This window comes from Streptomyces sp. CG 926, from assembly GCF_003148825.1.
Classification (GTDB): domain Bacteria; phylum Actinomycetota; class Actinomycetes; order Streptomycetales; family Streptomycetaceae; genus Streptomyces.
The window spans coordinates 309,054-329,316 of record NZ_QGGZ01000003.1; the positions used below are offsets into that span (position 1 = coordinate 309,054).

General features: G+C 71.1%; 21 protein-coding genes. 8 read left to right on the plus strand and 13 right to left on the minus strand.

The genetic code is table 11. The annotated features are described in order from the left end of the window. The first annotated feature begins 21 nt into the window (after window positions 1-21). Entirely contained in the window at window positions 22-672 is a 651-nt protein-coding gene (locus BCL76_RS09995) for a GntR family transcriptional regulator (protein ID WP_109779130.1), read from the plus strand. 984 nt (window positions 673-1,656) lie between these two features. Next, the gene (locus BCL76_RS38885; protein WP_181382498.1) at window positions 1,657-1,968 is read left to right on the plus strand and encodes a hypothetical protein; all 312 of its coding nucleotides are present in this window, start codon (window positions 1,657-1,659) and stop codon (window positions 1,966-1,968) included. 461 nt (window positions 1,969-2,429) lie between these two features. Here the strand turns inward: BCL76_RS38885 and BCL76_RS10005 are convergent, their stop codons facing one another. Continuing rightward, on the minus strand, window positions 2,430-3,275 hold the full coding sequence (locus BCL76_RS10005) for an SDR family oxidoreductase (RefSeq protein ID WP_109779131.1): 846 nt from the start codon (window positions 3,273-3,275) through the stop codon (window positions 2,430-2,432). Window positions 3,276-3,358: 83 nt separating this feature from the next. Here BCL76_RS10005 and BCL76_RS10010 point away from each other — a divergent pair, with 83 nt between their 5' ends. Next, window positions 3,359-3,964: a TetR/AcrR family transcriptional regulator gene (locus BCL76_RS10010; protein ID WP_109779132.1), complete on the plus strand. Its 606-nt coding sequence runs from the start codon at window positions 3,359-3,361 to the stop codon at window positions 3,962-3,964. A 193-nt stretch (window positions 3,965-4,157) separates the two neighbouring features. On the opposite strand, the gene BCL76_RS10015 is transcribed toward BCL76_RS10010, so the two are convergent. The 4 genes from BCL76_RS10015 to BCL76_RS10030 form a co-directional block, all read right to left on the minus strand. Next, window positions 4,158-5,375: a VCBS repeat-containing protein gene (locus BCL76_RS10015; protein ID WP_109779133.1), complete on the minus strand. Its 1,218-nt coding sequence runs from the start codon at window positions 5,373-5,375 to the stop codon at window positions 4,158-4,160. A gap of 78 nt (window positions 5,376-5,453) precedes the next feature. After that, window positions 5,454-6,326, minus strand: a complete 873-nt coding sequence (locus BCL76_RS10020) for a hypothetical protein (protein ID WP_109779134.1) — start codon at window positions 6,324-6,326, stop codon at window positions 5,454-5,456. Between the two features lie 78 nt (window positions 6,327-6,404). Then, entirely contained in the window at window positions 6,405-6,680 is a 276-nt protein-coding gene (locus BCL76_RS10025) for a hypothetical protein (RefSeq protein ID WP_109779135.1), read from the minus strand. 5 nt (window positions 6,681-6,685) lie between these two features. Beyond that, window positions 6,686-6,868 carry a hypothetical protein gene (locus tag BCL76_RS10030; protein ID WP_109779136.1) on the minus strand — a complete coding sequence of 61 codons (183 nt, stop codon included), beginning with the start codon at window positions 6,866-6,868 and terminating at the stop codon, window positions 6,686-6,688. Between the two features lie 263 nt (window positions 6,869-7,131). Here BCL76_RS10030 and BCL76_RS10035 point away from each other — a divergent pair, with 263 nt between their 5' ends. Further along, window positions 7,132-8,118 carry a helix-turn-helix transcriptional regulator gene (locus tag BCL76_RS10035; RefSeq protein WP_109779137.1) on the plus strand — a complete coding sequence of 329 codons (987 nt, stop codon included), beginning with the start codon at window positions 7,132-7,134 and terminating at the stop codon, window positions 8,116-8,118. Window positions 8,119-8,282: 164 nt separating this feature from the next. On the opposite strand, the gene BCL76_RS10040 is transcribed toward BCL76_RS10035, so the two are convergent. From BCL76_RS10040 to BCL76_RS10055, 4 genes are all read right to left on the minus strand, one after another. Beyond that, window positions 8,283-8,486, minus strand: a complete 204-nt coding sequence (locus BCL76_RS10040; RefSeq protein WP_109779138.1) for a DUF6243 family protein — start codon at window positions 8,484-8,486, stop codon at window positions 8,283-8,285. A 225-nt stretch (window positions 8,487-8,711) separates the two neighbouring features. Next, a complete protein-coding gene (locus BCL76_RS10045; RefSeq protein WP_109779450.1) occupies window positions 8,712-9,338 on the minus strand; it encodes a response regulator in 627 nt (208 codons plus the stop codon). An 86-nt stretch (window positions 9,339-9,424) separates the two neighbouring features. After that, window positions 9,425-10,618 carry a sensor histidine kinase gene (locus BCL76_RS10050; protein WP_109779139.1) on the minus strand — a complete coding sequence of 398 codons (1,194 nt, stop codon included), beginning with the start codon at window positions 10,616-10,618 and terminating at the stop codon, window positions 9,425-9,427. A gap of 16 nt (window positions 10,619-10,634) precedes the next feature. Beyond that, on the minus strand, window positions 10,635-12,872 hold the full coding sequence (locus BCL76_RS10055) for an MMPL family transporter (protein WP_109779140.1): 2,238 nt from the start codon (window positions 12,870-12,872) through the stop codon (window positions 10,635-10,637). A gap of 435 nt (window positions 12,873-13,307) precedes the next feature. Here BCL76_RS10055 and BCL76_RS10060 point away from each other — a divergent pair, with 435 nt between their 5' ends. Further along, entirely contained in the window at window positions 13,308-14,255 is a 948-nt protein-coding gene (locus BCL76_RS10060; RefSeq protein ID WP_146228350.1) for a CAP domain-containing protein, read from the plus strand. Window positions 14,256-14,478: 223 nt separating this feature from the next. Further along, a complete protein-coding gene (locus BCL76_RS10065; RefSeq protein ID WP_109779142.1) occupies window positions 14,479-14,964 on the plus strand; it encodes a DUF1772 domain-containing protein in 486 nt (161 codons plus the stop codon). Window positions 14,965-15,008: 44 nt separating this feature from the next. Here BCL76_RS10065 and BCL76_RS10070 read toward each other — a convergent pair whose 3' ends face one another. From BCL76_RS10070 to BCL76_RS10080, 3 genes are read right to left on the minus strand one after another with little or no spacing between them, the layout of a single operon-like run. Then, on the minus strand, window positions 15,009-15,632 hold the full coding sequence (locus BCL76_RS10070; protein WP_109779451.1) for a glyoxalase: 624 nt from the start codon (window positions 15,630-15,632) through the stop codon (window positions 15,009-15,011). Between the two features lie 5 nt (window positions 15,633-15,637). After that, window positions 15,638-16,066, minus strand: a complete 429-nt coding sequence (locus BCL76_RS10075; protein WP_109779143.1) for a helix-turn-helix transcriptional regulator — start codon at window positions 16,064-16,066, stop codon at window positions 15,638-15,640. Between the two features lie 28 nt (window positions 16,067-16,094). Then, complete coding sequence (locus tag BCL76_RS10080; protein WP_109779452.1) at window positions 16,095-16,505, minus strand: VOC family protein; 411 nt, start codon at window positions 16,503-16,505, stop codon at window positions 16,095-16,097. Between the two features lie 372 nt (window positions 16,506-16,877). Here BCL76_RS10080 and BCL76_RS10085 point away from each other — a divergent pair, with 372 nt between their 5' ends. Next, a complete protein-coding gene (locus BCL76_RS10085; RefSeq protein ID WP_109779144.1) occupies window positions 16,878-18,725 on the plus strand; it encodes a galactose oxidase early set domain-containing protein in 1,848 nt (615 codons plus the stop codon). A 107-nt stretch (window positions 18,726-18,832) separates the two neighbouring features. Here BCL76_RS10085 and BCL76_RS10090 read toward each other — a convergent pair whose 3' ends face one another. Beyond that, the gene (locus tag BCL76_RS10090; RefSeq protein WP_109779453.1) at window positions 18,833-19,303 is read right to left on the minus strand and encodes a MarR family winged helix-turn-helix transcriptional regulator; all 471 of its coding nucleotides are present in this window, start codon (window positions 19,301-19,303) and stop codon (window positions 18,833-18,835) included. Window positions 19,304-19,402: 99 nt separating this feature from the next. On the opposite strand from BCL76_RS10090, the gene BCL76_RS10095 reads away from it, so the two are divergent. Then, complete coding sequence (locus tag BCL76_RS10095; protein ID WP_109779145.1) at window positions 19,403-20,245, plus strand: NAD(P)H-binding protein; 843 nt, start codon at window positions 19,403-19,405, stop codon at window positions 20,243-20,245. Window positions 20,246-20,263: the final 18 nt, after the last annotated feature.

A 20,263-nucleotide genomic window follows, 5' to 3' on the forward strand; every position in this document is an offset into this window, starting at 1 on the left:
TCAAGGTTGGAGTGCTGGTAGATCATCGCCGCCTTCTCCGAGGAGATCGCCGAAGAATGCGGCGTCGGCGAGAACGTGGTGCGCAGGGCGCAGGAGCTCCTGAGCTCACAAGGTGTGCTGGAAGGCCGCGCAGGTTCGGGCACGTACGTCGCTGAGCCCCGTAGGCGTGTGCGCGTGGTCCGGTCTTCGGCCCGTGAGCAGCCAGGTGGCTCACCGTTCCGTTCGGACATGCAGGCACTGGGCAAGCAAGGGCACTGGGCGAGCCGTACCGAGGCGAAGGTGCCCGCACCGGTCGAGATCGCCAGGCGGCTCGGCATCGCCGACGGCGACTTGTGCGTCCGGCCCGTCTACGAGTTCCTCGCCGACGGAAGGCCGGTGCAGCTGTCGACGAGTTGGGAACCGTACGAGCTCACCGCCGGCAGCCTCGTCGTGCCTCCCGAGGGCGGACCGCACGCAGGGGTGGGCGTCGTGAACCGCATGTCCGAGCTCGAAGTCACCGTCAGCCATGCGGTCGAACAGCCGGAGCCGCGGCACGCCACCGTCGAGGAGGCATCGCTCCTCGGGATCCAGAAGGCCGCACCCGTCACACACATCCGGCGGACCTACTCCAGCGACCAGGGCCGGCCCGCGCTGTGCGAGATCGTCTACGGGATCCCCGTCAGCCGGCAGTGAGGGGCCTGTCGTTGACGGGGCAGGGTGGAGATCTCGGCGCCACTTGTGTCCGGACGAGGCCAAGTAGGTTGCTGGTATGGGCGATAGTTCAGACGTCGGGCGGTTGAGCCCGGAAGGGCTCCAGCCGATGAACGCCCTGCTTCGCAGGTTCTGCACCCACGAGCTGGACCAGTGTGAGGCTCCCGGCCGGGGCTTGCCGGGATACCGCGCTGCTCGGCCTGATCGTCGCCGGCGTGATCGGCCTCGGGAACGGAACAACATCTGCGGGGCCGGAGCAGGCTCGGGTCAGGAGTTACCGGGCGAGGCCCTCTCATGTTGATACGCCCTTCGGGTGATGTGGCCGCCATCGGTGTGTCGCGGACGTCGCAGAAACGTTGATGCGGCGTGGAGACACGTGAACTATGGGAACGCAACGCGCTGCTGGCCGAGGCGTTCTGCAGGACGGACGAACGGGTGCGTCAGGCTCAGGCGGTGATGGACGAGGCACTGGCCAGCCGGACCAGGACACTGGCCGCGTTCGCCTTGACGGTAGGCAGCGACGCCGCCGTTGCCGACCTGATGGGGTTGAACGAACGCGAGGTACGTGTCGCACGCCGCACGGTCGGCAAGGACGACGCCCGTACCGTCGCCGACCAGTTGCTCACCCCTCCTGCCGAAACGTCCCCTCAGCCTCTTCCGTCTGTCAGCCCTCCTGCTGAAACGTCCCCTCAGCCTGCTCCACCCGTCACCCCTCCCGCAGAAACGTCCCACCAACCCGCTCCACCCGTCACCCCTCCTGCTGAAACGTCCCCTCAGCCTCTTCCGTCTGTCAGCCCTCCTCCAGAAGCGTCCCCTCAGCCTGCTCCACCGGTCACCCCTCCTGCAGAAACGTCCCCCCAGCTGCCTCCGCCCGTCCCGAATCGCGGATGGCATGCGCACGCGGAAGCCATGCGCGCACATATGCCCTATCCGCGCCCGGAGGCAGCGTGGCCTGCTCATACGCCTGTGTCCGAGAACAAGACTTCAGGTGCCCCGGTGGACTGGACGGCCGGGATGGACTCCGTATTGCAGTGGAGTTGGCAATCCGGCCTCGACCTTCAGACCGTTGCCGAAGAACTCGGCCTGAGCATCAAGGACCTACTCCTGCGATCGCAGATTCTTGCCGCCGAAGGACGGCTGATGGCGCAGCTCCCCCCGGAGCACGAGGCGAGCCAATCCGGCCGTCACCGCCGGCACGCCTTCATGCCGTACGCCCCCGTCCCCGACAGCCCGGAGGCTCTGTACAGCTCGTACAGCTCGACAAGCCCCTACATCTGAACCGCCACCGCATCACTCCCGGGCCCGACCTGCCTGCCTGCCTGCCTGCCCTGAGATATGCAGTGCCAAGACTTGCTTGACGTCATTGGCTCTGGACTCGCTTGACGGTCATGGGAGGTGTTTGGCGGGTCCGTCTTACGTCAGCAACGGTGGCTCCCGACCGTGCCACTCTCATGCCAGCCAGAGCGGGCAACAGCGGTCAACGGCGGGTGCCAGGGCGAGCCCCAGGGTTCGCCCTGGCACCCGTTTGTAATGGTCAACGGCCAGATGGGGCGCGGAAGAACGGTGATCCCCAAGCTTATGGCGCGGGTTCGATTCCCGTCATCCGCTCTTGAGAGAAGGCCCAGGTCAGCGACCTGGGCCTTCTTCATTGTCTGGGCCTATCCGATCTCGACGCGCCCTCCACGCACCACAAGTCGCCGCTCACCGGATCGAGTTCGTCCGGGCCGCCGGAACTCCTCCTACCGGAAGGCCGGCAGGTTGCGCGCGACCCAGTCACCGAAGGACCTGGCCGGACGATGGAGCACGCTCTCCACGTCGGGGCTGATCTCCAGCTCGGCCGGCAGCGGGACACCGAGGACGTCCAGCGTGCCGCCGATGACTTCCTCCGGCATGAACTGCGCCATGTGCGCGTGCGCGTCCTCGCGGGACAGTTCCACGAAGGTCACCTCCTCGCCCAAAGCCTTGGATATCGCCGCGGCCTGCCACCGCGGGCTGATCGCCTCGGGGCCGGTCAGGTCGTACGTACGGCCCGCGTGGCCGTCCTCGCGCAGCACGGCGGCAGCGACCCCGGCAATGTCCGCCGGGTCGATGACGGGCAGCGCCACATCTCCGAACGGGGCGAAGATCGTGCGCTTCGTGCGGACCGACTCGGCCCAGGCGAAGGCATTGGAGGCGAAGCCCCCCGGGCGCAGGATGGTGAAGTCCGGTCCGGACGCACGCACGACAGCCTCGAACTCGCGCAGGCGGGTGTGCGAGGGGGCCTCGGGGCGGGTGGAGTTGATCTGGGAGGAGAGCAGGACGACCCGCTCGACCCCGGCCGCCTCGGCCACGTCCAGCAGGGCCTTCGGGCTCTCGCCGTGGCCGTTGAGCTCGCCGCCCAGCAGGACGAAGAGGGCGTCGGCGCCATCGAGGGCCGGCCTCATGCTCGCGGCATCTCCGACGTCGGCCCGGACGTGCCGAACTCCGGCCTGAAGCCCAGCGGGGTGCGGCTGCCGCGAGACGGCCACGACCTCCTCGCCGGCCTCGGCCAGCAGCGGCACCAGTGTCCGCCCGATGTTGCCGGTCGCACCCGTCACCACGATCATTGCGATCCCCCAAGAAAATTAGTTAGTCGGCTGACTCGATGAGACTCTAAGCGAGCATCCGGGCGCTGTCTATAGTTGGTTGGGTGACTGACTCAGTGAAGCCCCGGGTGGCGCGGGCCGCCGACAAGCGCCGACGACTCACGGCCGCGGCGGCTCAGGTCCTGCACGAGCAAGGCGTCGAACGGACCACTCTCGCCGACATCGCGCGTGTGGCCGACGTCCCCGTCGGGAACGTCTACTACTACTTCAAAACCAAGGACGAGCTGGTCCAGGCCGCGCTGTCCGAGCACAGCGCACACCTGGACGAACTCACCGGCGCCCTGGACCAGCTGCCCGACCCGCTCGACCGCCTCAAGGCCCTGATCGAAGCCTGGGTCGGCCGGCGCGACATCGCCGCCCGCTACGGCTGCCCCACCGGCACCCTGGCCGTCGAACTCGACAAGCGCGCGGACGGGACCCTCGACGCGGAGGCCGGCGCAGTGATCCGACGCCTGCTCGACTGGGCCGGACAGCAGTTCCGCGCCCTGGGCCTGCCCGACCCGGACGACCTCGCCGTCACTCTCGTTTCCGGCTACCAGGGCATGTCGCTCCTGGCCAACGCCCTGCGCGACCCGGGCATCATGATCCGCGAGGGAGCCCGCCTCCTCGGCTGGCTCGACTCCCTGGAGGCTCCCCGCCGGCCCCGCTGACCGGCGAGCACCACGGACACATCCCGGTCCACCGTGCGACCGCACTCCGAGCGGGGCGTGCCGTTGCGTGCCGGCCGGAGCAGTGAACAACGGTCAACACGCTTATAGCGCGGGTTCGATTCCCGTCATCCACTCAATAGAGAAGGCCCAGGTCGCAGACCTGGGCCTTCTCTATTGTCTAGACCTCTCTGCGCTACCAGGCGCCGGCGATCGGGACGTCGCCCGGGTTGCCGTAGACGAAGCTCGACGCCACGGAGCCGTTGTCGTTGGAGAGGCTGAACTTCTGGGTGGCCGGCTCGTAGACGCCGATCGTGTCCACGCCGTCGCCGTTCCAGTCACCGATCAGCGGGGTCCAGTTCGGGTTGCCGAACATCGCGTTGCCGAGGGTGTTGCCCGAGAGGTCACCCTCGTAGAACGTGGCGTTGCTCGGCCGGTAGACCGCGATCGCGTCCTTGCCGTCGCCGTCCCAGTCACCCGCCAGCGGAACGTCGCCCGCCACGCCGTACACGAAGCTCGCCGCGACCGAGCTGTTGTCGTTGGAGAGGTAGAACTTCTGCGCGACCGGGTCGTACGCGCCGACCGAGTCCTTCCCGTCGCCGTTCCAGTCACCGACCAGGGGCATCCAGTTCGGGTTGCCGAAACGGACCGAGACGGCCGCCGAACCGTTGTCGTTCGAGAGGTGGAAGTCACCCGTCGACGGGTCGTACACGCCCACGGTGTCCTTGCCGTCACCGTTGAAGTCACCGATCAGCGGCTTCCAACCCGGGTTCCCGAACATCGCCGAACCCAGCGTGTTGCCCGAACCGTCACGCTCGTAGAACGTCTGATCCGACGGACGGTACACACCCGCGTTGGCCGGCTTCGTGTCGTCGACGATGTTGTCGTAGCGGAGCGCCTTGTAGAGGCTCGTCGGCCAGCCGGCCACCGAGCTGCTGTTGATGTTCGCCGTGTACTTGCTGGTCGGGACCTTGCTGTTCTGCTCGGCGTAGTACGTGAAGGTGCCCGCCGCCTTGTCCTTCCAGCCGCCGAACAGGATGACGTGCTGCTCGGTGTAGTTCAGGGCATCACCCGGGAGCATCGAGGACTTGCTGATCTCGGACGAGACGTCGGGCAGCGTCCAGGTGGTGTACGACTGCGTGGCGTGCCAGGCCATGGACACGTAACCCGAGCAGTCCTCGCGGTAGTTGGTGCCCGAACCGTCGGTGTGGTAGCCGGACTGGTTGTACGGGACCGCTTGGTCCACCCAGTACTGGGCGCGGGCCATCACCTCGCTGCGGCTGATCTTTCCGCCCTTGGAGGACGCGGCCTGGGCGGGAGCGGCCGCCACGGTCGTCAGCGCGGTCGCGGCGAGGCCGGCGGAGATCAGGGTGGAGGTGCAGCGAAGGACCTTGGAACGCGTGGTGCGGGACATGGGTGTCTCCTGGGAGTGAGTCGGGAAGCGAGCGGGGGTGGTGCGGTGGTGCGGTGATGCCAAGTCGGTGGGTGGACGTCAGCCGGCGAGCATGGCCAGCACGGCGGCGTCCGAGCGGAGGTCGTAGGACGACGGCGCGGCGGAGTCCCACTCGTCGAAGGTGAGAAGCGTCAGTACGGCGCCGCGCTGGACCACGTAGATGTGGTTGGTCTGAGCGCCGGATGCCGAGATGCCCTGGACACCGCTCCAACGGCGGGACCATGCACGGCCGTTGTCGGTGGTAGCCGTCTGCTGGACCGCGGCGTCGGGGGTCAGCTTGTACTGCTTCTGCAGCGCCTGGCTGGTCTGGGCACAGGAGTTCATGCCGTTGAGGACCTGCTGGTACGCCGACTTCGCCGCCGCCTCGTCCTTGAACGAGAGGGAGTTCTGGATGGCCGGGGTCTTGTGCGAGCTGATGAAGGCCTGCTGCCGCCAGTTGGTGGCGCCCGCCACCGATACGCACTCGTTGAGCTGGAACTCCTGCGTCAGCGGCTGGGTGACGGCCGGCGCCAGCTCCTTCCACTTCTGCTGGGCGTTGTCCGGGAGCTGGGCCGGCTCCACCCGCTCGGCCTCCAGGGCCTGGACGGCGACACCGCCGCCCTTGACCGCCTTCGAGCCCTTGTCCTTGCTCTTGTCCGCACTCTTGGCCGGGCTCTTGGCCGGGCTCTTGCCGGCCGTGGCGGACGCGCTCGGGGTGACGGCGCCGGTGGCGGGCTGCTCCGACGGCGTCTGTCCCGCGGGGGTGGCGGCAGGTGCTGCTTCGGCGCTCGCCGAGCCGGCCGCCGTCGCGCTCAGCGGGGCGTCCGAGGCATCGGCGTGCTGGGCCAGCCCGTAGACGGTGGCGGCGGCAAGGACGCCCGCAGTGGCGAGCACGGCGGTACGGACGCGACGGGGCGCGGCGGTGCGGGACATGACGGGGCTCCTGGAATTAGGCAGGCCGAAGAGGGCCTCGGTTCAGGGAAGTCGGGGCGCTGAGCGGAGAAGGCGGCGTCAGCGGTGCGTCGCGGTGGCGTGGTAGCCGTGCGAGACGAGGGGGGCATGGGCGCCGGCGAGGATGGCGTGGGCCTGGTCGAGGGCTGCTGCCTCGGAGGCGGCTCGCAGAAAGAGGTAGACGTCCATGCCTTCGTCGGTGGCCTTGGCCCGCAGGTGCTCCAGGCCGTGGGACGGGGCGGTGTACGCCCAGATCAGATCGGCGACGAGGGCCGGCGCGCTGTCCTGGGCCGGACCTTGGGGAGTCCCGGAGAGCGAGGTGCGGATGACGTGCATCAGGGTCAGTCCCAGTTGATGCTGTTGGTGCCGGCCATCAGGGCGGTGTCCCAGTTGATGCTGCCCGGACCGGACGCAGTGATCTTGGTCCCCCCATCGGTAACGGCGGTCGAGGCGGTCGTGACGGCTCCGGCGCAGAGCAGGGCGGAGAGGGCGGTGGCAGCGGCGATGCGGGCGGTGCGGGACATGGGATCCCCTGGTTCGAAGGTCGTGGAGCTGGTTCGGGTGACTGCTGCTGCGCGCTGCTCCGGATCGTCCTTGCGGCTCTGGCCCGAGTCAGGGACTCTCGCCCCCGCCGTTCCGGTGATCACCATGTTGCTGCCCTCCTGACCTGCACAGAAGGGTTCTGAGATGGCACCAAGACGCCTGTCACCTTGGTGCCACTCGTGGCTTACGATCACGGAACCGGCCGCCCGCACGAGGGGCCGACGTTCAGCTGGGGGGCTGAGTAGTGCTGCAATCGCTGGGTTTGGGACCGGACGTGGAAGCCGTGTACCGGGGGATGCTGGCCGATCCGTCGGGGGGTGTCGTGGAGCTGTGCGTACGCCTCGGTCTCACCGAGACGCAGGTGCGGGACGGCCTGGACCGGCTCGTCGACCTCGACCTGCTGAGGCCGTCTCGGGACAGCCCTGGCGCGCTGCGCGCAGTGAGCCCCGAGCTGGGCCTGGAGCTGTTGCTACGCCGCCAGGAGGAAGACCTGATCCGCCGTCAGCAGGAGTTGGCCCGCAGCAAGGCGGCCGCGGCCCAGGCCGTATCCGAGTTCGCGGAGCTACGCCCGAATACTGCGGTCGACGGCGCGGAACGGCTCGTGGGCATGGACGCCATCCAGAGCCGGCTCGAAGAGCTCGCACACGGGCTGACGCGGGAGTGCCTGGCGATCCTGCCCGGTGGTGCGCTGTCCGAGGCCAGCCTGGAGGCGTCGCGTCCGCTCGACCGGCGCGCCTTGGGCCGCGGCATCGAGATGCGCTCGGTCTACCAGGACAGCGCACGCAACGATCGGATGACGCTGGCCTACGCCCGGTGGCTGACGGAGGAGGGCGGCCAGGTGCGCACCAGCCCGCTGCTGCCGCCCCGCCTGCTGATCTTCGACCGGACGGTGGCCGTCGTCCCGATCGACCCCGCCAACTCCCGCTTGGGCGCTCTGTGCACCAGCGCGCCAGGCATCGTGGCGTCACTCCTGACCTTGTTCGAGCAGACCTGGGGCTCCGCCGTCCCCCTCGGCGCGGACCGTCCCCGCCCCACCGACTCCAGACCTTCCGCGGGCGAGGTCGAACTCCTCAAACTGCTGGCCTCCGGAATGACGGACGAGGCGGCCGGCCATCGACTCGGTGTGTCCTTGCGCACCGTCCGGCGCCAGATGTCCGCGCTGATGGAACGCCTGCAAGCCACCAGCCGTTTCGAGGCCGGCTTGAAGGCGGCCCAGCAGGGCTGGCTCTGACCCGTGCTCCTGGAGGGCGAGGGCAAGGGTCCCCGCACAGGGCGCGTCCTCGCCACCGTCACCCGAGCGTCGAAAAAGGCCCGGGTCGGCGACCCGGGCCTTCTTCGTCACCGAGCCGATGGGTGGTGACGCCGCTGGTGCGCCCCGCGGGAGCGGGGCGCACGTCAGCTCTGTTCGGTGGTGTCCTCGGTCGCGGCGGCGGCTGCCTTCTCGCGCATCTTGCGCACCAGCTCGGCCTTCTGGTCGGCGGCGTTCTTGCGGTCGAGGTTGCGGTGCGGACCGTTGTTCTGGCGTTCGGCGCGGGAGAGCTTCTTGCGCTGGCCGCCGCCCTGGCCCACGGGGTTGTTGATGTTCTTGCTGTCGGTCATGGGTTCTCCCGGTGGTGATGTGAAGTGATCTACGGATTCGTCGGTGGGAGACGGACCCGGCGATACAGAAGGACGTCGGGAGGGGTCCGTCACGCTCTCACTCGTGAATCGACGTCTGGAAGAACATGCCGAAGACGTTACCCGCTCCCGTCGGCCCCGCACACCAAGCGCCGAGCGGTGATCACCCGGGAGCCGGGTCACCTCGGAGCCTCCGGGGACGCGACATCACGGCTCACGGTCTCCCGGCGCCACGAGCCCCGACTCGTACCCCACGATCACCAGCTGCGCCCGGTCGCGCACCCGCAACTTCCCCATGATCCGGCTCACGTGGGTCTTCGCGGTGAGGGGACTCAGGGCCAGCGCGTCGGCGATCTCCGTGTTGTTCAGGCCCCGGGCCACGAGGGTGAGGACCTCCCGTTCCCGGTCGGAGAGCGGGTCGAGGGCGGCCGGGGCCGGGGCCGTCCGTGGGGTCGTACCCGGGGTGCGCAGCACCCGGGCGATCAGCCGGGCCGTCGGGCCCGGTGAGAGGAGCGACTCGCCGCCGGCCACCGTGCGGATGGCGGCCAGGAGCTCCGCCGGCCTGGTGTCCTTCACGAGGAAGCCGGACGCTCCGGACCGCAGCGCTTCGACCACGTTCTCGTCGGTGTCGTAGGTCGTCAGGACCAGGACCTTCACCCCGGCCAGGTCCTCGGTGGAGGCGATCAGCCGGGTCGCCTCGATGCCGTCGGTGCCCGGCATCCTGATGTCCATGACGACCACGTCGGCCCGCTCGGTGCGGGCCAGTCGCACGGCCTCCCGCCCGTCGCCGGCCTGCCCGACGACCGCCATGTCGGGGGCCGATCCGACGAGCATCGCGAAGGCGGCCCGTACGAGCGTCTGATCGTCGGCGAGCAGCACCCGGATGACGCGGCCTGGACCGTCGGGGGCGGGTGGGGCGGTCACGCGGACACCTCCTGGGGACGGGGCGAGCGCGGTGGGAGGGGCAGGCTCGCCGCCACCTCGAAGCCGCCGCCGGCGCGGGGGCCCGTCCGTAGGGTGCCGCCGACACTGCGGGCCCGCTCGCCCATGCCGACGATGCCGAAGCCCGGGGCGGCGCAGGAGGCCGCTCCCGGGCCCCGGCCGTCGTCGCCGACGGTGAGCCGCAGCGCCCCGTCCGCCACCGCCACGCGGACCCGTACGGTGGCGGCGGGACCCGCGTGGCGGACCGCGTTGGTCAGCGACTCCTGGACGATGCGGTAGGCGGCCGCCCCCACCGCCGGCGGAACATGGACCCCACCGGTGTCCACGGTCAGTTCCGCCGAGGCCGTACGGGCCAGATCGGGCAGCCCCGCGAGGTCCGGCAGCGGCCCGTGCTCGTCGGCGCGGAGCACGGTCAGGGTCGTACGGAGCTCCGCGCGGGCCTCGCGGCAGGTGTCGGCGATGGAGTCCAGCGCCTCGGCGATCGCCGCCCGGTCGAGCCGGTCCGGGTTCACGGTGAGGACATGGGCGGCGACCGACGTACGGACCCCGATCAGCGTGATGCTGTGGGCCAGCAGATCGTGCAGGTCGCGGGCGATGCGCAGGCGCTCCTCCGCGATCCTGCGGTCGTTGGCCTGCCCGATCCGGATGCGCTCCTCGGCCAGGTACTTGCGGTAGTTGCGGACGGCCACGCCGAGCACGAGGGCCGCCACCAGCCAGCCGGAGGTGCGCAGGACGTCCAGGACGCGGTGGACGCCGTTGGAGGACATGGCGCTCACCGCGAACCCCACGACGCACACGCCGACCGTCACCGTGCGGCGGACGGTGCCGGTGGCGGCCACCGTGTACAGGGCGACCACCCCGGCCGGCACCGGCGCCGCGTGGGCGTTGTCGAGCAGTTGGTACGGGGCGATGCAGGCGACCGTCGCGATCACCACCGCGAGCGGCCGGCGCCTGCGCCACACCAGGACCAGGACCGCGCAGGCCAGCAGGGCCCAGCCGAGCGCGTCCGGTCGCATCGCGGTGTCGGCGTACGCCAGGGCCCCGCAGAGCAGGGCGACACCGGCCGCGAGCACCGCGTCGTTCCGGGTCGGGTGCGCGGCCGCCAGGGGGTCCTGGTGCAGTGCGCGCAGTACGCGCTCGGCCGCGCTCGGGGGTTCGGTCACTTCTGCCACCCGGACATCGTCGCCCTCATCGGTGGTCGCCGACCAGGTCGGGCGCGGACGCGGCCCCGGGGGCGGGCGCGCTCCCGGGCGCGGGTGCGCTCCCGGGCGCGGGTGTGGCTTCGGCCGGGGTCGAGCGGCCGGGTGGCCGGCCCGGCCACCACACCGTGCGGCCGAGCAGCACGCTCGCGCTGGTCACCAGGTAGGTACGGACGAGGAAGGTGTCCAGGACCACCCCGACCGCGACGACCGTGCCCAGCTCCACGAACATCACCAGCGGCAGCGAGGCGAGCACCGCGAACGTCGCCGCCAGCACGATCCCGGCCGAGGCGATCACCCCGCCGGTGGTACGGAGCGCGGTCAGCGCGGCCTGCGCCGGCTCGGCGCCGGCCCGGGTCTCCTCGCGGGTGCGGTGCATCAGGAAGATGCCGTAGTCGACACCGAGGGCGACCAGGAAGACGAAGGTCAGCAGGGGCAGCCCCGGGTCGACGCCGGTGAAGCCGAACACCGGGCCGAAGAGCAGTCCGCCGAGCCCCAGGGCCGCGCCCCACACCAGCACGACGGCGGTGACCAGGAGCAGCGGGGCGACCAGACTGCGCAGCAGCAGGACGAGGACCAGCAGTACCGAGGCGAGGACGAGGGGGATGACCAGCAGGCGGTCGTGGGCGTTGGTGGTGGCCAGGTCGAGCTGCCGGGCGCTCGCGCCGCCCACGTGCGCGCCGTCGAGTTCGGTCCGTAGCCGTTCGATGGTGGCGCTCTCCGCCGCGGACTCCGGCGCGGCCTCGGCGGTGACGGCGATCTCGGTCCAGCCGCCGCCGCTGCGCCCCCGCTCGGCGCCCGCGACGCCGTCGAGGGAGCCGGCTTCGGTGAGGATCCGGTCGGCGGCCCCGGTGGGCGCCATGACCTCGATGGGCCGGGTACCGCGGTCCGGGAAGGCCTCGGCGAGCGTCGCCATGGCGGCGATCGACTCGGGCCTGCTCGTGAAGCTGTCCTCTCGCCCCAGCGCACCGGGCAGATTGAACACGCCGAGCGCCAGTGCGCCCAGCAGCACGACCCCTGTCACGAGCACGGCGACCGGCCGCCGGCCCGCCGAGCTCCCCATCGCGGCGAAGACACCCCGTCCGCGCTGGTCGGGTTCGCTGCCGTACGCGGGGATCAGCGGCCAGAACACCCGCCGTCCGAGCAGCACCAGGATCGCCGGCAACAACGTCGTCATCGCGATCAGCGCGCACACTACGCCCACCGCGCCGACCGGGCCGAGGCCGCGGATGTTGTTGAGGTCGGCGGCGAGCAGGCAGGCCAGGCCCACCACGACCGTCCCGCAGGAGGCCAGCAGCGCCGGCCCGCAACCGCGCAGCGCGGTGCGCATCGCGTCGTACGGGCGGGGGGTACGGCGCAGTTCGTCGCGGTAGCGGGCGACGAGCAACAGCGCGTAGTCGGTGCCCGCGCCGAACACCAGGACCGTCATGATCCCGGCGCTCTGGCTGGTCACGGTGAGCCCGAAGCCCGAGGCGAGCCCGTACACGGCGGCCCGCGCGCAGACCGCACCCGCCCCGACCACCAGCAGCGGCACCAGCCAGAGCACCGGGCTGCGGTAGGTGAGGATCAGGAGCAGGGCCACCACCAGGCCGGTCGCCAGCATCAAGGTCCCGTCGACGGAGCCGAACACCTCCTTGGCGTCGACCTCGACGGCTCCGTCGCCGCCGACCCGCACGGTCAGCCCGTCGGTGCCGCGCGCGTGGGCCCGTACGGCCTCGACGAAGGCCGTCTTCGCGGAGTCGTCCGTGCCGGGCGCGGTCGTGGACACCGCGTACATGAGGGTGGCGCCGTCCTCGGAGGCGACGCCGGGTCCGTGGCGGGTGGCGGCGAAGTCCTGGGGGTCCTTCGAAGTGGCCAGGGACGCGCGGGACTTGGGGGGTGTGGGGGACTTGGCGGAGCCGGCTTCCGGCGCGGTCGGCGTACCCGGCGGGACCGTGACGGCCGCGAGCTGCCGTTCGGCGGTGGCCCGGTCGGCGGCGGTCAGTCCGCCGTCGCGGTGGTAGACGAGCAGCACGCCGGTCGCCTCGCCGCCGGGCAGCTCCTCCTGGAGCCGGGCCACCCGCGTCGAGTCGGCTGCTGACGGCAGGTAGTCCGCCGGCCGATCACGCTGTACGTCCGCGAGTGCGCCCGCGAAGGATCCGGCGACGGCGATCGCGAGCACCCACAGCACCACCACCGCCCACGGAATCACCCTGCCGTATCCGGCGGTTCGTGCTGTCTGCCCCATCTCGGGCCCCTCCGCATGGACTCAGCCCGGTGGCCCTGACGGCCCGCCCGGTCGCCTCTCCAGCGTCCCGCCCCCGAAGGACCGTTCCCTCACGCCCGCGCAGGAGATCGCCCCTACTCCCCCGGGCGTCCGGGTCCCTTGCGTACTCCCCCGGGAGTAGCCCGCCACCGCCGACTCCGCGGAGTGGCGCGTCAGCGGGCCGCCGGAAGTGCGCGCCGGGCCGGGCTGCTCGTACTTCCGGACGGGCTCACGGACGCCCTGACGCCGTGGTCCGGAGCACCCGGCGCGACCGATCGGACGACCGAGCCGGCGCTGTGGAGCACATGAGGAGCCGCACCAGCCGGCACATTCCCGCGAGAAAGGTGTTATCGCCGCGGTGCTCGCGGGTCTCCTTCAGTGTCAGGCCAGGTGGGCCGTCACCTTCGAGGAGATGCGATGCAGTTTCACGACGATGAGTTCACACACGGTGCGGACGTGAACGGTGCCGGTTCGCGGTCCGACCGGCGCGGCCGGGCGCGCGCCGCGGGCAGGGCCGCCGGTGGCCACCGCAAGGGCAGTCGGAGGGCTCCCCTGATGGCGGCGGCCGCCGTCGTCCTGCTGGCCGGGGTCGGGAGTGCCTACGCCCTGATATCCGACGAGGCTCCGGAACGGACGGCGGCGACGGGCTCCCCCGCGGCACTGGCCGGCCGGCCGGACGCGGTGGACGCCGTGGACGGCACGCCGAATGCCACGGCGTCCGCCGGCGCCCCGGCCGATGCGACGGCGAGCCCGCAGGCCACCGCGCCCGCCTCGGCGTCGGCATCGGCATCGGCCTCGGCCTCGGCCTCCGCGCCCGCTCCCACTGCGCAGTCCAAGGACGGAGAGCAGCGCTCCGGAGCCCCGGCCACGGAACGCAGCACCAAGGCCGGCACCCCGCCGACCCGCAGCGCCTCGGGGAGCGGTCCGACGGGACCGGACCCCAAGGTGCCCGGCGCCCGCACCACGACGCAGGACGTCGCGACGGCCCAGTCGCTGTCCCTGCAACTGCTCAACAACGAAAGGGCAGCCGTCGGCCGGCCGCCGCTCGCGCTCAAGCAGGACCTCAGCGCCTTCGCCCGTAAGTGGGCCGAGCACATGAGGAACAACGGATTCGCCCACTCCTCGTCGGACGACCGTGCCTACCTGAAGACGGGCTCACGCACCTGGACCGGCGAGAACATCGTCTGGTTCAGCGATGCCTCGATGACCGCCCAGGAAGCCGCCGAGAAGTTCCAGTCGATGTGGCGCCACAGCTCCGGCCACTACAAGGCACAGGTCAACCCGGACTTCACCGAGGTCGGCGTGGGCCTGTACCACGACTCCTCCGGCTGGTGGGGCGTGCACAACTTCTCCGACGGCAAGTGACGCGGTCCGCTGCACCGCAGGAGGCGGCCGCGCGGGCGGCCGCGGGCCGGTCCGGGCGTTCCTACATACGTGCCCGGCCGGTCCCGCCTGGGCGGGAGTGACCCCCCGCCCGTACCCCGCATGCGGTTCCGGGGAACCACCGCTCATGGCCGCTCCGTCTCGTCGCACGAACGGCCGTACCACCCCACCGCCGTGAGCACCGACACGACCGGAGCCGACGAACATGCGTACACGCCTTCTGCTGGGCCTGGCCCTCCTCTCCACCGGACTCCTCGCGGGCGCGTTCGGGTACGGGGCGGCCAACCTCGTCCCCACCTTCAACGCGGTACCGCTCGACATACGACTGTCGTTCCACACCGAACTGATGAAGATGAACGGCATCACCATGCAGGCGGCGATGGGCATCTCGATCGTCAGCTCACTGACCCTCGCCGCCCTGACCCACGGGCGTACGAGGCTGCTCGCGGGCGGGGCCGGCCTGCTGGCCCTCACGTCCCTCCTGGTCACCCGCTTCGGCAACGTCCCGATCAACAGCCGGATCAAGGAGTGGGCACATTCCTCGGCCCCCGCCGATCACACGGAGATCCTGCGGCACTGGGAGATGTTCAACGACATCCGCACCGTCGCCGCCGTGATCGCGTTCGCGCTCCTGATCTCCACCGCCCTGAGACCCCCGACCCGCGACCGGCTCCGCACCGACGCCGGGTGACCGTGGCCGTGTCCGCGGCCGGTGCGCGGGTCGGGTCGGGTCGGTCAGGCCGTGGGAGCCGGTACCGCGGGCTCCCAGGCGAAGCCGTCCGGGTCGGTGAAGGGCCCGCCGGCGCCACCGATCACGAGCCGGTGGGAGCCGGAGCCGTCGATCGGGACGCCGACGTCCTTGGCCAGGGCGCGGCGCCCGTACAGCGCCAGCTTGAAGGGGCTCGACGGGGTGGCGAACTCGACGTACTTGCTGCCGAAGCTCTTGGCCACCGCGAGGCCGTGCTCGACGTAGAACCGCTTGGTGGCGGACACGTCGGCCACCCCCAGCAGGAGCACGACGTCGTCGATCTGCCCGGTGGCCGGGCCCATGTCCCGCTTCGCGGACGTCGCGAGCTTCCAGATCGTCCCGTCCGGGGCCTGCACGATCGCGGCGTAGCCCCAGAAGGACTTCGCGGCGGGCTTCAGGGTGGTGGCACCGGCGGCGAGGGCGGCGCCCGCGAGGGCGTCCACATCGGCCGGCCGCGGGACGGTCAGCGAGAGCGCGAACCCGCGGAAGCCGGTCGTCGGTGCTTCCGAGGCCCGCAGGCGGACCTGCACGTCGGGAGCGAAGGCGGTGTAGAAGCGCTGGGCGGCGGCGGTGTCGGCCACCTCGAGGGTGAAGCTTTCGGTGGAGGTCATGGACATCACGCTAGGTGGGGGGCCGGGGCGGACGCTTCTCGAATCCTGACCGGTTCGGCCGGACCTCGCGCGGTACGCGGATACGCGTCCGGAGCCGTCCCGACCAGCTCGGTGAACCGGGCGTGGAAGATGCCCGGGGTCGCGCAGCCGACGGCCCGGCCGACCTCGGTGACCCCGAGGTCGCCGGCCCGCAGCAGGGCCGTCGCGCGCTGGATCCGGCGCGCCGTCAGATAGGCGTACGGGGAGGCCCCGTAGGCCAGCAGGAACCGGCGGCCGAGGTGCCCGGCCGCCATGTCCGCGGCGCGGGCGAGCTCCTCGACGTCGAGCGGACGCGCGTACTCCCGGTCGATCCGGTCCCGGACGCGGCGCAGCCGCGCCAGGTCCTTCAGGTGCGATGCCTCGATCAGTGCCTGTCTCCACGCGGGACGACACACGGCGGACCCCCTTCGTCGACGGAACCGGTCAGCGGATTTCCTGGATGCGGATCAGGTTGCCCGCGGGGTCGCGGAACGCGCAGTCGCGGACGCCGTACGGCTGCTCGGTCGGCTCCTGGACCACCTCGGCGTCCCCGGCCTGGATCTTCTCGAAGGTGCTGTCGAGGTTCTTGGTGGCGAGCAGGATCCAGCCGTAGGTGCCCTTGGCCATCATCTCGGCGATGGTGCGGCGCTCCGCCTCGGTGATACCGGGGTCGACCGCCGGCGGGGCGAGCAGGATGGACGTGCCCGGCTGGTCGGCGGGGCCGACCGTGATCCAGCGCATCTTGCCCTGGCCGACGTCGCTGCGGACCTCGAAGCCGAGGACGTCGCGGTAGAAGGCCACGGCGGCGTCCGGGTCGGTCTGCGGGAGGGTGCTCATGTGAATGCTGATGTCCATGTCCGTCACGGTAACTACGTACGGACCAAGGGCGCTTCTCGAATCCTGATCGATCCGGACCCGCTCCACCGGGCCTCGACCCGACCTGCCGCGTCTCCTTCCGGGACGCCCGCCGACCCGGCCCGCCGGGGGCCGGTCCGGTGCCTGTGATCACTACGGATTGCGGCCGGGCGAGGGACGGGGGAGCGAGTCCTGCGACCACCGTCGGCGCAGCTCAGGGCGGTGTCGTCACCCGCGCGGCCCGAAGCTCGGGTGATCTTCCCGGTGTGCGGCGCCCGCCGCGTCGACATAGGTCTGTGCTCGTAGGCGTCGTCGGCGTCCTGTGCTCCCGCACGGACACCCGCCGCTCCAACACCTCTGGTGAGGAGTCACATGTCACGTATCAAGCGCCGGTCCGCGCGCCGGTCGGCCGACCGGACCGCCCGCCGGACCGCCCGCCGGACCGCGATCTCCGCCCTCGCGGCCACCGCCGCCCTGGTCGCCGCCGTTCCGGCGGCCGCCCACGACGGTTCGTCCCGCCCCGAGGAAAGAGCGACCCTCGGCGCCGAACATGCCCAGGAGCATACGAAGATCCGCGAGCAACTGCTCAAGCTGGGCGGGTACTCCCAGCTCGCCCGGATCGACAGCCTGAACTCGCTGACCCGGTCCCAGGCGGACGTCAACGCGCGGTTCCACCCCAAGGCGTTCGGGCAGTTCGCCGAGTACTTCCAGTCGCCGGACTTCGCCGCCCACATCGCCATGCTCCCGACCGGCAAGGTGCTGCTCTTCTCCTTCGAACGCATGGAGAGCGACCCGACCGAGGAGCCCGCCCCGACCAACACCCTGGGCAAGGCCAACGCCGGCCGCGCCTTCCTGTGGGACCCGCGCCGTGGAACCGGGGCAGATGCCTTCAAGAAGGTCACCCCGCCCGAACTGGTCGTGCCGGACGGAACGGGCGAGAAGCGCCCGGCGCCCTTCTTCTGCGCCGGACACGCCTTCCTGCCCAACGGCATGGTCGGCGTGTTCGGCGGCAACCTCGGCTACGGAGGCGGCGCCGGCGCCAAGCTGTCGCTGGTCTTCGATCCGTGGACCGAGGGCTGGTCCGTGAACAAGGACATGGAGGTCGGCCGCTGGTACCCCTCCGTGGCCACCGCCCCCGACGGCCGCCTGCTGATCATGTCCGGGCACACCGACCAGGGCTGGGGCACCTCCACCTCCGTCATCGAGCGCTTCCCCGCCAAGAACCACCCCGTCCCCTTCGAGAAGACGGTGGTCCCGAGGAACGTCCCGACCGACACCCTTCAGGTGGACGCGCCGTTCGGCGCCGACAGCGACTACCCGCACCTGTTCACCCTGCGCGACGGCAAGGTGTACGGCTTGGGCCGCCACGCCACCCGGCAGTGGGCCTTCGACCCCGTCGCGGAGACCCGTACGGACCTGCCCGCGCGCCCCGACGGCGTCCACCGCGGCTACGGCTCCGCCGTGCCGCTGCCCGCGGGACTGCGCGGCCCCGACTCCGTACTGGTCCTCGGCGGCGACCGGGACGACCCCAACACCTACCGGCTCACGAGCGGCGGCACCTGGGAGAAGCAGCAGCCCCGAGCCTTCGGCCGGACGCAGGACGACACCCTGCTGCTCCCCGACGCGAGCCTGCTGACCGTCAACGGCGCCTACGGCATCCGGGACTACGGCAACGGCGACTACAACCCCAAGTCCGATCTGAAGTACCGCCAGATCGAGACCCGCAACGCCCTCGGCGAGTGGAAGCTGGGCCCGGCACAGCGGCTACCGCGCGGCTACCACTCCAACGCCGTCGTACTTCCGGACGGACGGGTCATGGTCACCGGCGACGAGCTGCAGCAGCTCGCCAACGACCCGAAGATCGACGACGACATGAACGGCAGCATCGAGATCTTCGAGCCGGCCTACCTCCACCAGGGCGGCCGCCCTGCCCTCGACCGCGTCCCCGACGGACGGCTGCGGTACGACACGGCTTTCAACGTGGGAACCTCCACGCCCGACAGGGTCAAGAAGGCCGTCCTGCTGGCCCCGACCACCGCGACGCACGCGCTCAACACCAGCCAGCGCCACGTGGAGCTCGGCATCGTGAAGCGCCAGGGGAACAACCTGCGCCTGCAGGCACCGCCCTCGGCCAATGACGTCCCGCCCGGCTACTACATGCTCTTCCTGCTGGACGAGAACGGGGTTCCGAGCGCGGCCAAGTGGGTCTCCTTCGGATAACCGGCCCCCCGCAGCACATCGCGACCCCGAGCCGTCGGCCCGGGGTCGCGATGTGCTGCGGGGCGTTGCCGCCCGTGGGCGGCAACGGTGTGCGCGAGCGGTGGTCGTCAGCGGTGGCGCAGCGCGTTCTGGGCGTCGACGTACTTCAGCATGAGGCGGGCGAAGTCGAGGCGTTCGCGCTCGCTCCAGTCGGCCGTCACGTACTCGAAGGCCGCGCGCTGGTGCCGGCGGAAGCGGTCCATCATGTCCCGGCCCTCGGGGCTGAGGTGAAGGATCGTCCGGCGGCCGTCCTGCTGGGAGGCGGCGCGCACGAGGTAGCCGGCGGAGATGCTGTCGGAGACCATGCGGCTGGCCACCGAGGGGTCGACGGCCAGGTACTCGGCCACGGCGCCGACGGTGATCTCGCGACCGTCGCCCTGCTCGGCCTCCAGCACGATGTTGAGGACCAGGGTGCGGCTGAGGTCCTTCTGGGAGATCGGGTTCTCGACCTCCAGGAGCGAGGAGCGCCGCAGTTTCCCGAACGCCGGACCCACGGCGTCCAGCAGTTCCTCGTCGGTCGCCGGCTCGTGCTTCGTCATGCCCTCATCGTACATATGTGAGTCACCACAGACATGTGTTGACATGAAAACGTGTGCATGTGAGCATGCATATGTCATCACGAACGAATGGAGTCTCTCGTGACCACCCTCATCACCGGCGCCCGCGGCAAGGTCGGCGGGGCGGTCGCCGGCCGCCTGCACTCCGCCGGCCTCCCCGTCCGGGCCGCCAGCGCCCGCCCCGCCGAACTGAACGTTCCCGCCGGGATCGAGACGGCCGAACTGGTCCTCGACCGGCCCGAGACCTTCGCCGCCGCGCTCCGCGGCGTCCGCCAGGTCTTCCTCTACCCCGAGCCCGCCGGCATCCACGACCTGATCAAGGCCGCCGAGGCCGCCGGGGTCGAGCACGTCGTCCTGCTGTCCTCGTCCTCGGTGCTCGCGCCGGACGCCGAGAGCGACCCGCTGGCGAGCCACAGCCTGCGGGTCGAGCGCGCCCTCACCGACTCCCACCTGACCTGCACGTTCCTGCGCCCCGACGCCTTCGCGAGCAACTCGCTGGGCTGGGCGTGGTCCATCGGCCGGTCGATGCCGGTCCAGCTCGCCTACCCGGACGCGCGGATCGCGCCCATCCACCCCGAGGACATCGCCGACATCGCCGCCCTGGCCCTGACCGGGGACTCCCTCACCGGCCGCTCGCTCACCCTGACCGGCTCCGAGTCGCTGTCCTTCCGCGAACAGGTCGCCGTCCTCGCGCAGACCCTCGGCCGAAAGATCCCGGTCGAGCACATCAGCCGGGCCGAGGCCGAGGAGCAGATGGGCCGGCACCTGCCCGCCCCGATGGTGTCCTCGCTGCTCGACCTCTGGGAGGCCGCCGACCACGGCCCGGCCGCCATCGGCGAGACCACCGAGACCCTGCTCGGCGTACCCGCCCGTACCTTCCGACAGTGGGCCCAGGAGAACGCGGACGCCTTCACCGGCCGCTGACCCGCGGGCCCGCCGACC

What these genes read in the sequence shown, in the direction of transcription:
- BCL76_RS10005 (WP_109779131.1), bottom strand. Translation starts at nt 3,275, where the DNA reads ATGATCGTGGTGACGGGTGCGACCGGCAACATCGGGCGGACACTGGTG.
- BCL76_RS10015 (WP_109779133.1), bottom strand. Translation starts at nt 5,375, where the DNA reads ATGTCCCGCACCACGCGTTCCAAGGTCCTTCGCTGCACCTCCACCCTG.
- BCL76_RS10020 (WP_109779134.1), bottom strand. Translation starts at nt 6,326, where the DNA reads ATGTCCCGCACCGCCGCGCCCCGTCGCGTCCGTACCGCCGTGCTCGCC.
- BCL76_RS10025 (WP_109779135.1), bottom strand. Translation starts at nt 6,680, where the DNA reads ATGCACGTCATCCGCACCTCGCTCTCCGGGACTCCCCAAGGTCCGGCC.
- BCL76_RS10030 (WP_109779136.1), bottom strand. Translation starts at nt 6,868, where the DNA reads ATGTCCCGCACCGCCCGCATCGCCGCTGCCACCGCCCTCTCCGCCCTG.
- BCL76_RS10040 (WP_109779138.1), bottom strand. Translation starts at nt 8,486, where the DNA reads ATGACCGACAGCAAGAACATCAACAACCCCGTGGGCCAGGGCGGCGGC.
- BCL76_RS10045 (WP_109779450.1), bottom strand. Translation starts at nt 9,338, where the DNA reads ATGCTCGTCGGATCGGCCCCCGACATGGCGGTCGTCGGGCAGGCCGGC.
- BCL76_RS10055 (WP_109779140.1), bottom strand. Translation starts at nt 12,872, where the DNA reads ATGGGGCAGACAGCACGAACCGCCGGATACGGCAGGGTGATTCCGTGG.
- BCL76_RS10060 (WP_146228350.1), top strand. Translation starts at nt 13,308, where the DNA reads ATGCAGTTTCACGACGATGAGTTCACACACGGTGCGGACGTGAACGGT.
- BCL76_RS10065 (WP_109779142.1), top strand. Translation starts at nt 14,479, where the DNA reads ATGCGTACACGCCTTCTGCTGGGCCTGGCCCTCCTCTCCACCGGACTC.
- BCL76_RS10070 (WP_109779451.1), bottom strand. Translation starts at nt 15,632, where the DNA reads ATGACCTCCACCGAAAGCTTCACCCTCGAGGTGGCCGACACCGCCGCC.
- BCL76_RS10080 (WP_109779452.1), bottom strand. Translation starts at nt 16,505, where the DNA reads ATGGACATCAGCATTCACATGAGCACCCTCCCGCAGACCGACCCGGAC.
- BCL76_RS10085 (WP_109779144.1), top strand. Translation starts at nt 16,878, where the DNA reads ATGTCACGTATCAAGCGCCGGTCCGCGCGCCGGTCGGCCGACCGGACC.
- BCL76_RS10090 (WP_109779453.1), bottom strand. Translation starts at nt 19,303, where the DNA reads ATGACGAAGCACGAGCCGGCGACCGACGAGGAACTGCTGGACGCCGTG.